18 protein-coding genes are annotated in these 16,555 nt (G+C 42.5%); 7 read left to right on the top strand and 11 right to left on the bottom strand.

Features of this window, described 5'->3' with window-relative positions; genetic code table 11:
• Positions 1 to 10 precede the first annotated feature (10 nt).
• Positions 11 to 940 carry a lipase secretion chaperone gene (locus tag WA352_RS18150; protein WP_033134709.1) on the top strand — a complete coding sequence of 310 codons (930 nt, stop codon included), beginning with the start codon at positions 11 to 13 and terminating at the stop codon, positions 938 to 940.
• Positions 941 to 1,056: 116 nt separating this feature from the next.
• Positions 1,057 to 1,530, top strand: a complete 474-nt coding sequence (locus WA352_RS18145) for a hypothetical protein (RefSeq protein ID WP_033134710.1) — start codon at positions 1,057 to 1,059, stop codon at positions 1,528 to 1,530.
• A 31-nt stretch (positions 1,531 to 1,561) separates the two neighbouring features.
• Here the strand turns inward: WA352_RS18145 and WA352_RS18140 are convergent, their stop codons facing one another.
• From WA352_RS18140 to WA352_RS18115, 6 genes are all read right to left on the bottom strand, one after another.
• Positions 1,562 to 3,520, bottom strand: coding sequence for an acetyl/propionyl/methylcrotonyl-CoA carboxylase subunit alpha (locus WA352_RS18140; protein WP_033134711.1), 1,959 nt, complete (start codon positions 3,518 to 3,520; stop codon positions 1,562 to 1,564).
• An 81-nt stretch (positions 3,521 to 3,601) separates the two neighbouring features.
• On the bottom strand, positions 3,602 to 4,432 hold the full coding sequence (locus WA352_RS18135) for an enoyl-CoA hydratase/isomerase family protein (RefSeq protein ID WP_033134712.1): 831 nt from the start codon (positions 4,430 to 4,432) through the stop codon (positions 3,602 to 3,604).
• A 10-nt stretch (positions 4,433 to 4,442) separates the two neighbouring features.
• Positions 4,443 to 5,603, bottom strand: a complete 1,161-nt coding sequence (locus WA352_RS18130; RefSeq protein WP_167250062.1) for an acyl-CoA dehydrogenase family protein — start codon at positions 5,601 to 5,603, stop codon at positions 4,443 to 4,445.
• Positions 5,604 to 5,717: 114 nt separating this feature from the next.
• Positions 5,718 to 7,331: an acyl-CoA carboxylase subunit beta gene (locus WA352_RS18125; RefSeq protein WP_004802603.1), complete on the bottom strand. Its 1,614-nt coding sequence runs from the start codon at positions 7,329 to 7,331 to the stop codon at positions 5,718 to 5,720.
• A 2-nt stretch (positions 7,332 to 7,333) separates the two neighbouring features.
• A complete protein-coding gene (locus WA352_RS18120) occupies positions 7,334 to 8,209 on the bottom strand; it encodes an SDR family oxidoreductase (RefSeq protein ID WP_016162545.1) in 876 nt (291 codons plus the stop codon).
• A gap of 10 nt (positions 8,210 to 8,219) precedes the next feature.
• Positions 8,220 to 10,028, bottom strand: a complete 1,809-nt coding sequence (locus WA352_RS18115) for an acyclic terpene utilization AtuA family protein (RefSeq protein ID WP_033134714.1) — start codon at positions 10,026 to 10,028, stop codon at positions 8,220 to 8,222.
• A 195-nt stretch (positions 10,029 to 10,223) separates the two neighbouring features.
• On the opposite strand from WA352_RS18115, the gene WA352_RS18110 reads away from it, so the two are divergent.
• The 5 genes from WA352_RS18110 to WA352_RS18090 all read left to right on the top strand — a co-directional run bounded on the left by WA352_RS18110 (position 10,224) and on the right by WA352_RS18090 (position 13,241).
• Positions 10,224 to 10,823: a TetR/AcrR family transcriptional regulator gene (locus WA352_RS18110; protein ID WP_033134715.1), complete on the top strand. Its 600-nt coding sequence runs from the start codon at positions 10,224 to 10,226 to the stop codon at positions 10,821 to 10,823.
• 11 nt (positions 10,824 to 10,834) lie between these two features.
• Positions 10,835 to 11,218, top strand: a complete 384-nt coding sequence (locus WA352_RS18105; protein ID WP_033134721.1) for a DUF2750 domain-containing protein — start codon at positions 10,835 to 10,837, stop codon at positions 11,216 to 11,218.
• 21 nt (positions 11,219 to 11,239) lie between these two features.
• The gene (locus WA352_RS18100; RefSeq protein WP_033134716.1) at positions 11,240 to 11,749 is read left to right on the top strand and encodes a GNAT family N-acetyltransferase; all 510 of its coding nucleotides are present in this window, start codon (positions 11,240 to 11,242) and stop codon (positions 11,747 to 11,749) included.
• Between the two features lie 119 nt (positions 11,750 to 11,868).
• Positions 11,869 to 12,486: a DUF6915 family protein gene (locus WA352_RS18095; RefSeq protein WP_005149651.1), complete on the top strand. Its 618-nt coding sequence runs from the start codon at positions 11,869 to 11,871 to the stop codon at positions 12,484 to 12,486.
• Positions 12,487 to 12,503: 17 nt separating this feature from the next.
• Positions 12,504 to 13,241, top strand: a complete 738-nt coding sequence (locus WA352_RS18090; protein WP_033134717.1) for a hypothetical protein — start codon at positions 12,504 to 12,506, stop codon at positions 13,239 to 13,241.
• 60 nt (positions 13,242 to 13,301) lie between these two features.
• Here the strand turns inward: WA352_RS18090 and WA352_RS18085 are convergent, their stop codons facing one another.
• From WA352_RS18085 to WA352_RS18065, 5 genes are all read right to left on the bottom strand, one after another.
• The gene (locus WA352_RS18085; RefSeq protein WP_004802595.1) at positions 13,302 to 14,465 is read right to left on the bottom strand and encodes an acyl-CoA dehydrogenase family protein; all 1,164 of its coding nucleotides are present in this window, start codon (positions 14,463 to 14,465) and stop codon (positions 13,302 to 13,304) included.
• Between the two features lie 134 nt (positions 14,466 to 14,599).
• Positions 14,600 to 15,163 carry a DUF4256 domain-containing protein gene (locus WA352_RS18080; RefSeq protein WP_033134718.1) on the bottom strand — a complete coding sequence of 188 codons (564 nt, stop codon included), beginning with the start codon at positions 15,161 to 15,163 and terminating at the stop codon, positions 14,600 to 14,602.
• 22 nt (positions 15,164 to 15,185) lie between these two features.
• Positions 15,186 to 15,533, bottom strand: a complete 348-nt coding sequence (locus WA352_RS18075) for a GFA family protein (RefSeq protein ID WP_336143523.1) — start codon at positions 15,531 to 15,533, stop codon at positions 15,186 to 15,188.
• Positions 15,534 to 15,598: 65 nt separating this feature from the next.
• Positions 15,599 to 15,994 (bottom strand): hypothetical protein, encoded by a 396-nt coding sequence (locus WA352_RS18070; protein ID WP_005322278.1) that lies wholly within the window; start codon positions 15,992 to 15,994, stop codon positions 15,599 to 15,601.
• Between the two features lie 83 nt (positions 15,995 to 16,077).
• Complete coding sequence (locus WA352_RS18065) at positions 16,078 to 16,470, bottom strand: putative signal transducing protein (protein WP_005322277.1); 393 nt, start codon at positions 16,468 to 16,470, stop codon at positions 16,078 to 16,080.
• Positions 16,471 to 16,555 lie beyond the last annotated feature (85 nt).

The raw sequence follows: 16,555 nt of genomic DNA, 5'->3' as shown, positions 1-16,555 counted from the left end.
GGAATTCGGTATGAATAAAAGACTATTGCTGACAATGCTTATTGTTGTCGTGGTCTTGGTTGGGATTGTAGTTTGGAAGAGCACTGCCTCTTCCGCTGCAATTCAACAAACCAAATCCACCGCATCATCTCAAGATTCATCAACACAGGTGAGTAATGAAGGCATGCCAAACAAAACCAAGGACGAAGTTTTTCAAGAGTCACTTTTAAAACAATTAAAAATACTTCAACAGCAACCCGGCAATATCACCGAGTTTCTCAATAATTTTAAAGCCAACTGCCCTATATCCGACTGTAACGCAGCTTTAGCAAAAGCTTTAGCCAATTACCCAGATCAAAACTTTGCACATTTGGCTGAGAGCTTATTAAAACGCATGCCGCAATATGAACAGCAGATGCAAAATACCGTGTTATCAACGTCGTTATCGCCAAAAGAACGCTTTGATGCATTGTGGAAACTGAGAGAACAGACCTTGGGGCAAGCCGAAGCGATGCTGGGCTTTGGGCAAGAGCGTCAGTATGCAGATTATCGTTTTGCCTACAATGATTTGGCACAGAATCAGAAACTCAGTGCTGAACAACGTTTAAAAGCCTTTGAGGAGCTGCAAAAACAGTATCCTGATGCAACTCAACAAGAAAATAAAATGGGGCTTTATGAACAAGCACTCGGTTTAATTCATCAAGGGCAGCATAGTCCTGCTGAAACACAACGCTTAAAACAGATGTTACAACAGCGCTATCTAACTGAGCAGCAACGCCAAGACGTACAGCAGCGTGAACAACGTGAAACCCAACAACAGCAACAAGTTGATCAATATCAGCAGGCTGTGCAGCAGTTACAACAAGAGATGGAACCGTTAAAAGCACAACTCTCAAATGAAGAATGGCAAAAGCAATATCAAAGCCGTTTAGAAAGTTTACGTTTGAAAATGTTTACTTAATTGAGCTTAAACCATCTATATGACAGCTATAGATGGTTTAAGTGCTTATATTGAATATTTTTTATGCTATTTATAATAGATTAACCCATCGACTGTTATTCATGGAAATCAAAGGAATGCATTATCCACAATATCAACAAGACCTTAACACTGCACTTGAATCAGAAATATTGGGTGAACTGATCTTTTTAAATGCAGCCAAACATGCACGCTCGATTGAGCAGCAACAGAAATGGCAAACGCTTGCCAAACTGGAGACCCAAACTCTACGCAAGTTACAGCAGTTCTTAATCCAACAAGGTCAAACAGCCACAATTCGTTTGCATGTTAAGTTACAGGCCAAAGCATCAGGCATTGCGATGGCTAAATTACCTTGGAAACTGGCCATGCATTTACTGAAACAAGGTACACAACCGTTTATGGTCACTTTTGAGCGGATGCAGCAACATGCAGATGCCAACACGCAAGACTTTCTCCACTATTTGTTAGCACATGAACAGGCCTTGGCTGAATTTGCAACACAAGAATTACAAGGGAATTCAGAGCATTCTTTAGATGCTGTATTACACTTATTAAAAAGCGAGGCATAACACCTCGCTTTTTTGTTCTATTTGATTACGCTCAAGTCGTGCTGAGGTTTAACAACAATTGACGTTTTTTCACTTGTTGACCGACTTGACCAATCAACTCATCTACCACACCATCAACATCGGATTTGATTTGCTGCTGAATCTTCATCGCTTCGAGCACCAATAAGGTTTGCCCTTTTGTTACCGAATCTCCGACATTGACCAGCAAATTCACAATCGCCCCATCCATTGGTGCACGAATTTTACCATCACCCACTACCTCTGCCGCTTCTGGTGCTGCATAGGTGATATTTTCAATCAGCACATTACCATTAGCTGCATCCAAATATAGTTGATCCTGATCAAATACATAGGCAAGCTTACGTCGAACACCTTCACAGCTATAAACAATCTGCACATCACTGATGCTTACAATCTTGATTGTCGCTTGTTGATCACAGAACTCAACCTTAACCTGCTGCTGATCATTTTGTACGTGCAGCAAGATCTGCTGATCGGCATATTTCAGTTTCAGTGGAAACGGCATACCGACACCCGTTTGCCAAGCCACTTGCTGCTTATTCTTCTGGGTAAACAGTGCTGCTGCAACGGCTAAAGTTTCAAGCGGCAAAGCTTGTTGATGCAGGCTAATATCATCTTGGAAGTGTTGTTGAATAAATGCTGTATTGGTATCTCCCGCCACAATGATCGGATGGCGCAACAAATTGACAAGAAACTGCTTATTGCTATTCACACCTAGTAATACGCAATCATCAACCGCTTTGGTAAGTAGGCGAATCGCATCCTGACGGGTCTTGCCATAAGCAATCACTTTTGCCACCATCGGATCGTAGAAAGGACTGATTTCACCGTGTTCTAGCATGCCATGATCAATACGGACATTGGGTAAGCTACCATCAGCACCCGCCGCTTGCCAACGCAATACTTTACCTGTTTGTGGCAGGAAGTCCTGACGTGGATCTTCTGCATATAAACGAACTTCGATCGCATGCCCGTTTAGGGTCAATTCATGTTGTTGTAAAGGCAAGGTTTCGCCATTGGCAACACGCAATTGCCATTCCACCAAATCCAATCCTGTGACCATTTCAGTGACTGGATGTTCGACTTGCAAACGCGTATTCATTTCCAAGAAATAGAATTCACCTGATTGATCAAGCAGAAACTCGACCGTGCCTGCCCCGACATAATCACAAGCCTTTGCTGCTGCAACAGCTGCTTCACCCATTTTTTGGCGTAGTTCAGGTGTCATTACTGGACAAGGTGCTTCTTCGACGACTTTTTGATGACGGCGTTGAATCGAACAATCCCTTTCAAATAAATACACATAATTGCCATGTGTATCTCCAAAGACCTGTATCTCGACATGCCTTGGAGCAATCACCGCTTTCTCTAAGATCAATTCACCCGAACCAAAGGCATTTTCTGCTTCCGAACGTGCTGTTTTTAATGCTTCGAATACATCAGCAGCGTGTTGGACCAGACGCATACCGCGCCCACCACCACCTGCTGATGCTTTGACCATTAAAGGATAACCAATCTTCTCAGCTTGTTCAGCCAAACAATCAAGGTCTTGCTGATCGCCTTCATAACCAGGTACACACGGTACGCCAGCTTGAATCATGGCAATTTTAGAAAGGCGTTTACTGCCCATCAGCTCGATGGCGGCAGCGGTTGGCCCAATAAAAGTGATGTCATGATCAAGACAAGCCTGAGCAAAATCAGTATTTTCAGACAAAAATCCATAACCAGGATGTACCGCATCCGCACCTGTCTTTTTGCAGGCTGCAATAATATTGGCAATGGACAAATAAGATTCGGAAACTTTAGATGCACCGATATAAACAGCTTCATCCGCCAGCTGGACATGACGGGCATTGGCATCTGCATCTGAATACACCGCAACCGTTTGATAGCCCATTGCTTTGGCTGTTTGCATCACACGAACAGCAATTTCACCACGGTTTGCCACTAAGACTTTTGAAAAACTCATTGTTTTATCTCTATTATTAAATTCCCCGTCCCCCTTCTAAAGGATAAACGCCCTTCTTTTTAAACAGGGATTAGGGAAATTTCAGTCAAACCAATTTGGATTACGTTTTTGAATAAAAGCCATGGTACCTTCTTGTCCTTCTGCGCCACCGACTGCTTGAGCAAACTGTTGTGCCGCATCATCCAAAAGCTGCTCTAAAGGCTCATTCAGTGTCCGATGCAATAAAGCTTTGGTGTTACGGGAAGCCAATGGTGCAGCACGTTTAATCTGCTGAATTATCTCTGTAAGCTGTTGTTCAAGCTCAACATCATCTTGTGCAACTTGATGAACAACACCTAAATCTAAAGCCGTCTTGCCATCAAAACGTAAACCCAATAATGCCAAACGGCGGGCTTGAGTCAAACCAATCCGTTTCACTACAAAAGGCGCAATTTGTGCAGGTAAAATACCTAAACCTGTTTCAGGTAGGCCAAACTGAGCGGTATCACGGCTGATGGCAATATCTGAAACACAGGCAAGACCAAATCCGCCACCGAGTACTGCTCCTTCCAAAACCACCACGACGGTTTGCGGTGCTTGATCCACTTGTTCAATCATGGCACCAAAACGACGGTTAAAATCCACATAAGGCTGTAAGCTATCCGTATTGGCCGCTTCAACTCTTAACCCTGCCATATCCTTAATATCGCCACCTGCACAGAAATGCCCACCTTGACCGCGTAAAATCACAGCACGAATGGATACATCATCAGCAATCTGGCTAAACACCTGTTGAATGGCAGTGACCATCTTTAAACTCATGGCATTACGGCTTTCAGGACGATTTAGCCATAGTGTTAAAATGCCACCTTGCTGTTCGAACTGAATGCTGTCATCTAACACTAAACCTGCAAGAGAAGTTGCAACTGTCATGCTTCTGCTCCTATTTTTTCTGTTTCTTCGGCAGAATATCGGTGAGCTTACAAATGATCCCCAACATGATTTCATCTGCGCCACCGCCAATCGAACCTAAGCGGCCATCACGGAACAGTTGCGATGCTGGGTTATCCCACATAAAGCCATTACCACCCCAATATTGCAGGCAACTGTCTGCCACTTCACGGCTTAATCGCCCTGCTTTCAGCTTCGCCATTGAAGCCATTAACGTGACATCTTCACCCGCAATATGCTGTTCACAGGCTTGAAGGGTTAAGGCTTTTAATGCCGCGACTTCTGTCATCAGTTCAGCAAAACGGAAATGTACATACTGGTTATGAATTAAAGGCTGACCAAAAGTGGTTCGTTCTCTGGTGTAGTCAATAGTTTGCTGAATGACTTTTTCCATGCCACCTACTGCATTGATACAGGCCCACATACGTTCCTCTTGGAACTGCATCATTTGCATCATAAAGCCCATGCCTTCCACCCCAACCAAGTTGCGTTGCGGTACACGCACATTGTCGAAGTAGACCTGTGCCGTGGTGGTGGAGCGCATCCCCAATTTATTTAATGGTTCTGAAAAGCTAATCCCAGCTGTCTTGGCAGGAACAATAATCATGGATTTATTGACATGTGGTTTGTCATCAGAAGTATTGGCAAGCAAACAGAAAAAATCAGCTTGTAATGAGTTGGTGATCCACATCTTGCTGCCATTAATCACATAATCATCACCATCTTTTTTTGCTGTGGTTTTGATGGCTGCCACGTCAGAACCAGCATGCACTTCCGAGACTGCAATCGACGCAACATATTCACCACGAATGGCAGGATTTAAAAACTCATCTCGTAGTTCCTTACTGCCAAAACGTGCCAGTGCAGGCGTTGCCATATCAGTTTGCACACCAATCGCTAGGGGTACGCCACCACAAGCAGCGCGGCCTAACTCTTCGGCCACCACAAGGTTGTATGAATAATCGAGTCCTAAACCGCCATTTTCTTCAGGTTTACAAATCCCCAATAAGCCCAAGTCCCCCATTTTCTTAAATACATCATGAATCGGAAAACGGCCTGCTTCTTCCCATTCTGGAATAAAAGGGTTCAGCTCATTTTCAACAAACTGGCGTGTGGTACGGCGTAAAGCATCATGTTCTGCAGTAAATTTCATTGTTTTTGTTCCTTAAAATTTGTTTTGCCCCTCTCCCTAACCCTCTCCCCAAAAGGGAGAGGGAATCCCTTCTCCCTCTGGGAGAAGGCTAGGCTAGGATGAGGGTGTTAAAAATTAAAATCTCGACACACCAAATCGTGTTGGATTTAATTCACGTTGTTGTGCTTCATAAATGGTTTGTAATAAAAATATCAATACTTTACGGGTATCTCTTGGGTCGATGATGCCATCGTCATGCAGCATTGCGGTATTAAATAAAGCCGTCGACTGTTGTTCCAATTTCATCGCAGTACTTTGTTCCAAGAAATCCAGCATCTGCGGATTCGGTTCCATTCCCGAGGCTTTTTGTTTGCCCTCAGCTACGATACGCAAGACTTTACCTGCTTGTGCTGCGCCCATTACTGCGACATGAGAGTTTGGCCATGCAAAGATAAATTGCGGGGACAAACTACGACCACACATGGCATAGTTACCCGCGCCATAAGAGCCTGCCACCACAATCGAAATCTTGGGTACTGTCGCATTGGCAACCGCTTGGATCAGCTTGGAACCATGTTTAATAATCCCGTTCTGCTCTGCATCGGTTCCGACCATAAAACCGGTGGTGTTATGCAGGAATAAAAGCGGTCGTTGGGTCTGCTCACACAGATGAATAAACTGCGCTGCTTTAGCCGCCCCTTGTGGGGTAATCGGACCATTATTAGTAATAATACCAATATGTTGTCCACCCACTTTGGCCCAACCACATACGGTTAAGGCATCATATTCTTGTTTAAATTCGAGAAAATCTGAATCATCAATAATCCGTGCAATGATCTCTTTCATATCAAAAGGTTGCTTTGGATCTTGCGGAACAATACCTAATAGCTCGTCAGCAGCATAACGCGGCTCTTTATAATTCTGATTGGATTGTGCGGTTTGTTCTTTCCAATTCAGATGCTCAAAAATCTCACGCGCCAAGCGAATCCCATCAGCATCATTTTCAGCTAAATATTCCGCCACACCTGACACTTGGGTATGCATTTCTGCACCGCCCAGTTCTTCCGCAGTTGCCACTTCCCCTGTTGCTGCCAATAACAGCGGTGGGCCAGCCAATAACATTTCTGTTTGCTTGCGCACCGCAATCACATAATCAGACAAACCCGGTTGATAAGCGCCTCCAGCGGTTGCATTACCATGTACTACTGCAACTTGCGGAATCCCTGCTGCAGATAAGCGTGCCTGATTGGCAAAAGTCATACCGCCATAGGTAAATACTTCAGCCGCATAGTTCAGGTTTGCACCACCACTTTCGGTCAAAGTCACCATCGGTAATTTTTGTTCTAAAGCGATCTTTTGCAGGCGCAAGGTTTTATGCACCCCCATCGGTGACATGGTGCCACCTTTGATCGCGCTGTTACTGGCAGAAACCAGCGCACGTACACCGCTGACAAAACCAATGCCTGCAATCACACCACCGCCAGCTTCGGAACCATCTTTATCGTCATGCATGTTGTAGCCAACTAAGCCACATAACTCGACAAAAGGTGAATCGGCATCTAACAGCAACCGAATACGCTCATGCGGCAAGATTTTGCCTTTCTTATCAAACTTGGGTTTTGCCGCATAAGATTTATCGATGCTTTTTTGCTGCACCGCACGCACTTCAGCCAACTGCGCTAATAATGCCTCTCGATTTTGCTGGTATTGTTCACTACCCACCGTAATTTCAGATCGAAGAATACTCATGTTTATTCTCCATCTGTTTTGAATATGTCAGGAATAAAAGCACGATGGAAACCATTAAAGGCTTCATTATTGGTCGCATCTGCCAGTGGGTACATGCGTGTACCTTGTGAAGCTGCCCCATCAATACGCAGGGTGACACCAGATACAAAAGCAGCAGCATCTGAAAGTAAATAGCAAATCGCTGAAGAGATTTCTGACTCGGTGCCCATCCGTTTTAATGGAACATTACTCGCTAAACTTGGAATAATGACTTTGGCAAAATCACCACTATAGTTATCCATGCCCGAAGAAATAATCCAGCCCGGTGCAACTGCATTAACACGTACCCCAGATTTACCCCATTCTACTGAAGCAGTTTTGGTCAGGTTATCAACACCCGAACGTGCTGCGCCTGAATGCCCCATTCCCGGCATACCTCCCCACATATCGGCAGTCATATTAACAATGCTACCACCATGCTTTGCCATCCACTGGTTATAAGCTTCACGCATCAAGTAAAAGGTAGAATGTAGGTTATTACGGACCACGGCATCAAAACCATTGGCAGAAATATTCTCTAATGCAGAAGGAAATTGTCCCCCAGCGTTATTGACTAAACCATCGAGCTTTCCAAATTTTTCCAACACTTCAGCAATCATGTTTTTAACTTGTTCTTCATCACGGTTATCACAGACGATGAAATGGACTTTGCCTCCATCTTCCAGAATTTCTTGGCTGACTTTTTCCAGTTTTTCAACTTTTCGCCCTGTAATCACCACTTGTGCGCCTAAAGAAGCCAATTCATGTGCAGTACAACGGCCAATACCAGAACCACCACCTGTGACGATCACCACTTTGTCAGCAAATGCATCTGCCCTGAAAATTGATTGATAACTCATCTTTATATCCTTAATATTTTTCTAACAATTGTGCGGGCACTTTCACCGGCATATCTAATAGTTGCTGAGCAAAAGCCTTCCCTTGTGGATCGATCCGCAAGCTGGCAATCCCACCACCACCCAATGCATTTTCCAACATGAAATTCAGTGCATGCATGGCTGGCATTTCATAACGAATCACTTTTGATTTTTCAGGATCTAGAACATGCTGCATATACGCTGCGACATTAGCTTCGGTTAATGCAGCGCGAATCCATGGCAAATATTCAGCCTTACGCGCGATCACCCCAATATTGCTGTGATTGCCCTTATCTCCACTGCGTGCATGTGCAACTTCAACGAGAGGAACTTCAACCTCATCACCTTGGTATACGGCTACGTCACCAACGAGATGCTGCACATAATCCTGTGAAGATTGTCCAACGGGGATCTGAACGGGATAACGCTGTCCTGCAAAATCGACTCCTACTTTTAATTGATCTTTATCAATCAGGAACGAGAACAGCTTCACCACAGCGGATGCCTTAGGTCGACCTCCAACAATACCTGCCAATGCAGGTGCCATGCCTGTTGAAGCTTGAGCAATTTCCGAAGCAAAGAACATACAGGCTTCTTTAAACAGGTGTTTAACAGCGATTTTAACCACCACCTCACGGCTGTCCTTGATTCGAGCATGTGAGCCATAAGTGCTTTCAATGCCAAGAATCTCAACTGACTTTTCAATAAAAGGAGGAACTGAACGCAGTGCCAAAACGCGTTCACATTTGTTGATAATGGCATCGGCAATCACTTGAGCTTTTTCTGGCGCTTCACGACCTGCAATCAAAAAACTGACCAAGACACGATAACCATCAGCATAGGTGGCACTGACTTTATATTGCTGGGTCGGTGCACGACCTGTGGCACCCGTCACTCTGACTCGATGTTCGCCCACCTGCTCTAAATGCACTTGGCTAAAATCAGCACTCACATCAGGTAAAAGATAGGCTTGCGGATTGCCAATTTCATAGACAATCTGCTCTGCTACGGTTGCAGTTGAAACGAGGCCACCTGTCCCTTTCGGCTTGGTTACGATAAATGAAGCATCAGCGCTGACTTCTACGATCGGAAAGCCCATATTGTCAAAACCTTGAACTAGGCGCCAATCGGTAAAGTTTCCACCTGTACATTGTGCACCGCATTCAATCACATGTCCTGCCAATGAGCCTTGTGCCAGCTTGTCATAATCATCGAGTGACCATTTGTATTCATGCAGCAAAGGTGCCAGTACAACCGCCGAATCGACCACACGGCCTGTAATTACGATATCTGCCCCTAAGTCGAGCGCATCACGAATCGCAACAGCACCGAGATAGGCATTACTACTGGCAACATGTGCGGGTAAGGCTTCAGCATTAAACATTTCCTTAACATTCTGGGTGAGTAATTCAGCCTGCTTGGGTAATACATCATCACCCAAAACCACTGCAACTTTTAAATCCAAGCCTTTTTCATCAATAATTTTTTGTAGGGCATCACGGCAAGCCAAAGGATTTACCCCACCCGCATTGCTGATCACTTTTATTTTTTTCTCAGCAATTTTATTGATCAGGGGTGCCATGACTCGACTGACAAAATCCAAAGCATAACCATGACTTGGATCAATCATCATCGCTTTCGCCATAATCGACATGGTGATTTCTGACAGATAATCAAAGACCAAATAATCAATATCACTCAGATGCACCAACTGAAATGCAGCAGTGTTGGTATCGCCCCAGAAGCCTGATGCACACCCGATTTTGACTACCCTCTGGTCATCCTGTTTGACAGTTGTCATGCGCTTTCTCATTGTTATTGCTAAAAACGCCTTAACATTACCAAGCAAGTGCTTGGTTTGTAAAGTACATAATGCTATGCTGTATTGGCAAAAATAGACAAACTCAAGCAAATGCTTGTTATAAAAAGATAAGACAATGCATCAAATGATTTTTGTTACAATAGACTTTGGATTAAACGGGATAGACGGATAGGCATGATCGCAACCTCAATTGAGCAAATACCCAAGATTGTTTGTTTTGATGACAGTCCACGTGGACGTTTACTGCAAGGTGCTGCCTATCTGTTTTATAAGCAAGGTTATGACAAAACCACGGTTCGTCAACTTGGTGAATTTATTGGCATTCAATCAGGAAGCCTGTTTCATCACTTTAAAAGCAAGGATGAAATTCTGGCGACTGTGATGGAACAAACTATCATTTATAACTTTGCCCGTTTAAAAGAAGCAGCTGAACGCTCAACCGTTCCTGAACAACAATTACGCCATCTCATCAAAGCTGAATTACTTTCCATTGCTGGCGATACTGGTGCAGCTATGGCGGTATTGGTACACGAATGGTTTGCCCTTTCTAAAGAAAAACAAGATTACCTGCTGAAAATGCGTAATGAATATGAGCAAGTCTGGCTGGATGTGATTGAAAAATTACGTGCTCAAGGCAAAGTGAAACACGATGCGTTTATTTGGCGTCGTTTGCTTGGTGGCTCGATTTCTTGGACGGTGACGTGGTACAGACCTGAGGGTAAAGTCAAAATTGATGAGTTGACTGAAATGGTTTGGGAAATGGCGGTGAAATAATGAGTTATCGAATGCATCCTAAACAAATTGAAAATATATTTTCTTTAACGACTAAACAACGTTACGAGCATTTTGTTTCAAAAGTATGTGACTGGGAAGAACTCTGGATATTAGAAGATGAACATACAAATTATCTTATCCTTACACCCCAAGAAAATTTAGAATACTTACCTGTATGGCCACATGCTGACTACGCGACCTCCTTCCGTGAAATTTATCCTTCTTTCACACCAACTAAAGTCGATCTGAATAATTTTATCGAAAAATGGTTACAGAATCTAAATGATGATGGTATAAAAATTGGGGTACTACCAAATTTAGATATTTCTGTTTGGATTATAGATCCACTCGACTTAAAAGAAGAATTAGAAAATGAATTAAAGCAATACGAATAAGCCAACTGCAGAAAGAAGAGAATGCCGTATATCTATTTGCGTAAGCCTCAACCCAGCGATTTAACTGAAATCAAACTTGCCTACCAAAAGAGTATTCAACTGCATCAACCTTGGACTTATCCACCAACAGACTTTCAACAATATCTCGCACAAGAACATCGTTACTTTGTCTGCTTGAAAGAAAATCATGCCATTGTTGGCACCTTTAATATCTCCAATATCGTTCGAGGTTACTTCCATTCTGCTTACTTGGGTTATGAAGCCTTTTCTCCTTATGCCGGACAAGGCTATATGCGACAAGGGCTGCAACTGGTTTTACACGAAGCATTTCAAACACTGAATCTGCATCGACTAGAAGCCAATATCCAACCAGACAATATGTCCTCTATTCGCCTTGTCGCAAATGCAGGTTTTATAAAAGAAGGGTTTTCTCGCCAATACCTGCGTGTTGGTGGAAAAGAATGGAAAGATCATGAGCGTTGGGCAATTTTAAATGCCGATTGGACTGATAAAAAATATCAGGCATTTTAAAAAATTGATTCTAATTTAAGCACGACACAGCTTATCGCTCACGTCTATTTATCTATATTCGTTGTATCAGAAAGCTGCTATTGTTCTTAAACATCAAATGATTATAAGAATTCGTGAAAATGAATCCAGTACAACATGCCAATATTTCGGTGAAACGTCGTGGGGGCGAGCTTGAAGATTATATTGATATTCATGCTCTAATCGACAGCACCAAAATGTTGTGTACCGACAATCGCCATCGTATCTTGCATACCTTTTGGGGTGTTCAGGAAGTCATTATCCCGATCTTTGGACATCACTTTGAAAATAGTGCAGGAAATAGCATTGAAGTGAAAGACCTGTGTGAAAAAGATCACCTATTGGTTGATTTCCATCACCGCTTTATTCCAACTTTAGGCGATTTTGTTGCAGCGATGCAGGATATCCCTACAGATGGGTTAGCAAAACGCCTAGAGAAATTCCATGCTGATGTGATTGACGACCCAAAGCTATCAGCAACACTACTCTCTCCTTTATCGGTGACGGGACAATTAAAGTCGTTACTGATCACCCACAATAGTTGGTTTATCAATACCATTCTTCCGATGATGGGAAAAGGTGAAGCCAAATTTATTGATTTTGATATTCGTCCCGATTTCTTTTTTAATCCGATGCGTTTTGAACTCTGGATGGACAATGGCATGACTGTGCCGCCTAGTGCAGCTAAGCTGCAAGAATTAAAAACTAAAATTGCTTAACTTAAGGGGAAATAAAAATGAGCAATATCCAATACGTGATTCGTCAAAATGACTTTGCCTATAATGACGAATGGCATCTGACCAACTGCGTTTCTACTGGGGCAATCAAACAGATTTATACAGATAAAGTTGAAGCAGAAAAGGCCTATAAAACCTTAGTTGTTGAGGGCTTATATTATGATGAACTCTGTAACTATGACATCGGCAATGGCGAAGTAAATGATGAAATCTACGAAAAACTTGAAGCTTTGGTATTAGAAAAAACAGGCAAAAAGTTTGATATCGAAGATGGTGAAATTCCAAAGTTGAATGAAGATGATGCTTTCGAATTTGCCCAAATTTCAGGTATCGTCTGGTATCAACTCTTAGAAATCGATGCGACACAACCTTGCTATGTACTTTGGATCAATTCAGAAGAAGACTATTTCTCTGGCTATGAGACTGGCAGCATTGTCTCTAGTCAAGATGAGAATTTTAGTGATGTATCTTGGGAATCCAATATTTATGCGATGGACTATGAGTTCGAAGCCTTGATGAACAAACCACTTTCAGAGTTAAGTGATAGTCCATTATTATTGAAACAGTTTATCGAACAGACTTCAGATATTCGCTATGATGCTGAAAAAGATAGTATCGAAGGTATTGCACTCGACAACATAAAATTTATTGATATCAAAGCACTGAACTCATTTCTGAAACAACCTATCTTTGAAATCCGTCAGATTTCTTTAGAAGAGTTGGCTGAACTAGAATAAATTTTAAACCGGAAAAAGTGCGGTGTTTTGACCGCACTTTGAATGATGTTTGAAACAGTTTTAATAGCCCAACTGTTTACTAATTAAATCCTTCATAATTTCTTCTGCACCACCGCCAATCATATTCACCTTCACTTCACGATAGATCCGCTCGGACTTAGTACCACGCATAAAGCCCATGCCCCCGAGTGTTTGTACCGCAGCATCGGCACAGAATTGCATAGTTTGAGTGGCAACATTCTTCAGCATACAAATCTGGGCAATCAGTTCACTACCCTGCAATTCAGGTTTGCCTAAACGATAAGCGGTATCCTCGAGTAAAGCACGCGTTGCAGTCAGTCGCGTGGCCATATCCACTAACTTATGACGCATCACCTGATGATCAACCAGACGCTTACCAAAGGTTTGGCGTTGTTGTGCCCAATCCAATGCCTCTTCATAGCAAGTCAAGGCAAAACCATAACTACTGGCAGCAAGGAAAAAACGCTCCATATTGAAGTTATTCATAATCACCAGAAAGCCCATATTTTCAGGACCCAATAAATGGCTGACAGGCACTTTAACATTGTCAAAATGCAGGTGTGCCGTATCAGATGCCCACCATCCCATCTTATCCAGTTTGGTTTTACTGATCCCTGCACTATGCGCATCTATGAGAAGCATTGAAATACCATTTGCCCCTTTGGCATTTGGATCAGTACGCACTGCCACTGAATAATAATCTGCTCGCATCCCTGAAGTGATAAAGGTCTTTTCACCACTCACCAGAAAATAATCACCCTCACGTACTGCCTTGGTTTTAAGCGAAGCTACATCTGACCCACCGCCTGGCTCAGTAATCGCCAATGCCGAGATTTTTTCACCTGACAAAATCTGAGGCAGTACTTGAGCTTTAACCTCTTCGTTGGCAAAGTGCTGGATTGGTGGCGCACCAATGGTATGTGACAGTAACGAAGCCGCTAAGCCACCCGAAGCACATTTTGCAATCTCAATCGAAGATAACAAGGTATAAAATGCATCTGTTCCCGCAATTCCCCCATACTGCTCTTCAAAACCTAATCCCAACAAACCAATATCTGCGGCTTTTTTATAGAGCTCTCGCGGAAAGGTTTCACTTTCATCCCATTCATTGATAAAAGGCGAAATTTCTTTTTCAACAAAACGTCGAATGCTCTTGGCAAATTCAAGATGCTGCTCGTTGTAGTACAAAGGATTAAGGTGCATATTCTGCTTCCTAGCAATTATTGATCATTGTTTATTGAATGAACACTAAAGTAGCAAAATCAGAAAAACCAAGCAAGCGCTTGGCAAAATCAAAGCTTAAAAAAACATGCCAAAAGCAAGTTCGAATTATAAAACTATAATTTTAATCGGCCACGAAATCCACGGGTCGCATAATAGGATTGAGCACCATTGTGATAGGTAAAGACGCGGCCATAACGACTATCACAAAAAATTGCACCGCCCAATTTGCGTACATCTTCTGGAGTTCTGACCCAGCTCGAGGTTTTTAAATCAAAATGCTCAATCGACTGTAACTGCCTATATTGCTCTTCTGTGAGCAATTCAATTCCCATGGCTTCGGCTACATCGACCGCATTGTTTTCAGGCTTATGTTCTTTACGTGCATCTAAAGCAGCGCGATCATAACAAAGACTCCTACGCCCTTTTGGTGTTTCTACGGCACAATCATAAAAGATGATCTCACTTGGTTCAGAATCAAGCGAAACGATATCTGGCTCCCCTCCAGTCTCTTCCATCTGATTCAATACCCATAGCTTTTCAGGTTGCTGTTTCAACTGTTCCTCGATATCCCCCCAATTCACCTCATGATGCCGATGCATATTGGCTTCAAAACGCTTTTTTAATATCTCGAACAACACAATCGTCTGTTCAGCATTTAGCTGTTTTTTCTTGGTCATTTTTATTCTCTGAATTTGAGTGTTAAACCGAACGGCCATCAAAGTGATTGATTTTGATGCTTTCCAAATCTAAATTTTCGATACATCTAATATTAATGGCATACATCTGATTCCCTTGCGGATCAATACCTGTTGCATAAGGATGAATACCACAGATCTTACAAAAATGATGGTCGATCACATGCTTATTAAATTGGTAACGAGTTAAAACATCTTCTTGAACTGAGATATCAACTTTATCTGTCGGTAAGAACCACAATAAAGAACCTTTTCTTTGGCAGATCGAGCAGTTACACGACATTGCTTCAGTCAAATCACCTTGTGCAACAAAAGTGATTTTTCCACAATGACAACTTCCTTGATATTCCATCTTATTTTCCTTTTTATTCTGTTCTCCCCTATTAGACAAAGCTGTTGAAATGATGTCCACTTAATTTAGTTATTTCTTTGGTGATAAGAAAATGCAAGTTGATGCCGCCATTGATATTCCAATCGAGCCAAAGCACCAACAAAGACCGCCTCCCCAGCAATGTGGATTACGGCAAAGATTGTCATTTCCTGCCAGAATCGCCAAAGCATAACCAAACAAACCAAGCCCCAGATGCTATTTGCAATCACCAAGATGTTGATGAGGAACAGTGCGCGTTTTTTATAATTGGCGAGTGTAAATGAATAACATGCGTATAAGAGATTCACGCAACCCACAAAAACAATAATCCCTTTGGGTAAATGATAAAGTTGACTTAACCATTGTGCAGCAAGCAATACGATCAGCCCAGCAAATGCAGCCGCAGTGCAATCTACCCATAAAATATTTTTCTGAATATTCATAACTTCAATGCTCTTTTTATTTTAATTTGAGCATATACAGATCATTGGTGATTTAAAACATCTTGCTGATTTGCTATACGGCATTAACTCCAAAAATGTTGGCACTGCCGACACTTCGTTCCATTTTTATACGAAAAGAGTGGAAAACCAAGCAATAGGAAAACCACATAAGCAGGGCGTTTACCTTCTGTATAAGGTTGTATATCAGTACTGCCACACTTAGGACAGCTTTCACTTGCTCCAAATTGTTGTTCTAATTCTTGGCTAAAATCTTGAGCAAGTAATGCTTTAGCTTCTTCTGCATAGCTTTCAGGAACTAACAGTCGCACACCACCTAAAGCATTGGAGTAAAGCCAATCCATATTAATAGTATGTTCATTTTCAATACATGCTGGAATTTCAGCTGCTTCTAACTGAGTTTTAGCAATTTGAGCTTCATAGGGAAATGAAAAGCTTTGTACTACGATCCAAGTCATATCAGAAAGCCCGTAAAACAACCAGTATATAAAATTCCACACAATAAAAAACACCCCCTCTGCGATAGCGGAGGGGGTGTTTCTA

The sequence above is a fragment of the Acinetobacter sp. 102 genome, from assembly GCF_037028485.1.
In the GTDB taxonomy this organism is placed as follows: Bacteria; Pseudomonadota; Gammaproteobacteria; order Pseudomonadales; family Moraxellaceae; genus Acinetobacter; species Acinetobacter higginsii.
The sequence above is the reverse complement of the archived record's forward strand: the minus strand, read 5'-3'. Positions and strand labels throughout refer to the sequence as shown.